At 73.1% G+C, this 2,046-nt stretch carries 3 protein-coding genes; 2 read left to right on the top strand and 1 reads right to left on the bottom strand.

From position 1 onward, the window contains the following. Positions 1-343 (top strand): H-NS histone family protein (locus AC5JLB_RS02185; RefSeq protein WP_495872222.1); only part of this gene is annotated, 343 nt, incomplete at its 5' end. A gap of 176 nt (positions 344-519) precedes the next feature. Next, positions 520-1,338, top strand: a complete 819-nt coding sequence (locus tag AC5JLB_RS02180; protein WP_495872221.1) for a sensor histidine kinase — start codon at positions 520-522, stop codon at positions 1,336-1,338. 87 nt (positions 1,339-1,425) lie between these two features. Here the strand turns inward: AC5JLB_RS02180 and AC5JLB_RS02175 are convergent, their stop codons facing one another. After that, positions 1,426-1,971, bottom strand: coding sequence for a hypothetical protein (locus AC5JLB_RS02175; RefSeq protein WP_495872220.1), 546 nt, complete (start codon positions 1,969-1,971; stop codon positions 1,426-1,428). Positions 1,972-2,046 lie beyond the last annotated feature (75 nt).

The following is a 2,046-nucleotide window of genomic DNA, read 5'->3' as shown; positions in this document are numbered from 1 at the left end:
AATCCTCCGCGAAATCGAATCTCTGAAAGCCGAAGCCGAGGCCGCACGCCGCAAGGAGGTCGAGGGCGTCATCGAGCGCATCAAGGAGGCGATCGCGGTGTACGGGCTCACGGCCGAGGATCTGGGTCTGGCGGCGGGATCCCGGCGCGCGCCGCGAAGCGAGGCCGTGGCCGGGGCGGCGCCCGCTCGCGGCGGCCGCAAACGCGCCGGCGCCAAGGGTGCGCAGGCGCAGGTGCGCTACCGCGACGAGGCCGGCAACACCTGGGGCGGGAGGGGGCCTCGGCCCCGCTGGCTGCGCAACGCGCTGGCCGCCGGCAAGACGCTCGACGACCTGGCCGTCTAGTCGGCGGGGCCGACGCTCGACGACCTGGCCGTCTAGTCGGCGGGGCCCGCCCCATGGGCCATTGGCCCGTTTGAACTCGGCGCGTTGGCTCCTACGGGTGATGGCGGCTCAATCCCGCCCGCCCATACTCGATTCCACACCCGGACGCCTTGATCCCGGGAATCGAGAGGGTTCCGATGGACGCGAGTGTCACCCCTGAGGTCGACGGCGCCTGGACGCCGTCCGTTCCGTCCCTGTCCAGTGCGACCAGGCCGACGACCGAGCCGGCGAAACCCGTCGGGGTGCCTGGCGGAACGGCCCCGCCGGCCGCCCCGGCGCTTCAGTCACAACTTCTGCGGCGCATCGGCCGCGAGATCAAGGCGCCGCTCGGGGCGGTGATCGGCTTCGCGCACCTGATGTCCCAGGACCACGGTGACCCGCTGGGCGAGCGCCACCGGCGCTGGGTGGAGCTGATCGAGCAGGCGGCCCACTACATGCTGTCCCTGGTGAACGACTCCCTGCAGCAGGCCGACGGCCAGGCGACGGAGCCCGCGGCCGAGCCCTGCCAGCGGGTGGAGGTGGCGCCGCTGCTGGCCGACGTGAACGACTGGCTCGCAGCGCAGGCGGCGGTGCGCGGCATCCGGGTGACCGTCCAGGCCCAGCCGGTGGCCGCGTGGTGTCGCCCGCGTGCGCTGCGCCAGGTGCTGCTGAACCTGGGCTCGAACGCCATCAAGTACAACCGCGACGGCGGTCGCGTCACGCTGAGCGTGCGCAAGCTCGACGACGGCCGGCTGGAACTGTCGGTCGAGGACACCGGGCTGGGGCTGAGCGCCGCGCAGCGTGCGCAGTTGTTCCAGCCCTACAACCGGCTGGGCCGCGAGTCCGGTCCGACCAAGGGGACCGGGCTGGGTCTGTGCATCGTGCGCGAGTTGATCGAGGCCATGGGCGGCAGCCTGGAGGTGGTCAGCGAGCCGGACGAGGGCAGCGCGTTCCGGGTGCTGCTGCACCCCGCGTGAACCGCCCGCATCGGCCGCGAGAGCTGCGTGAGGCCCCTGCCGGCGCGCACTGTCTGACGGCCGCCGCACCCCCCGCAGGCGGCCGCCTCAGCGCCAGTGGCGGTGGTGCCGCGCCAGGCGCCGGCGCTCCGACCGTCGCGACCACAGCCACCAGCCGACGCCGGCGACGGCGGCCACGGTGACGGCCTTGCGGGCCGCGCCGCGCGGGTTGTGCCGCAACTCCGCCCGCCACCCCATCTCGCCGAGGATGTTGGGCACGTGGCCGTGGGCCAGGTCCTGCACCAGGCCCTCGACCACGTTGACGCGGTCCGCGAGCAGCAGGGTCATCCAGCGGCGCAGGTCGTTCTCGCTCCAGCCGTAGGCCCAGCGCCGCAGGACGCCCGACAACCCGGAGGGCGGCGAACTGGTGCCGAAGACGGGCGTGAGGTCGGGCCGCTCGGTCGACTTGAGCACCTCGATGCGGCGCGGCTGCTGCTCCGGCACCTCCCAGTGCGGTTCGATGAAGCGCGGTGGCGTGCGCTCCATCGGGTAGGCCGGCCGGTCCTCGGGATTCTTGTCGGCACCCCAGCCGACGATGTGCTCGTGCGAGGCGGGGACGGAGCGGCGTTCGTTGGGAACGTGGTCGTGGGCCATGGGGGTTCCTTGTCGATGAGGTCCGCAGGAGGCCGCGGTATCAATGCGCCGCGCCGGGCGGGATCAGCACCGTCT

The organism is Myxacorys chilensis, assembly GCF_059505265.1.
The sequence above is the reverse complement of the archived record's forward strand: the minus strand, read 5'-3'. Positions and strand labels throughout refer to the sequence as shown.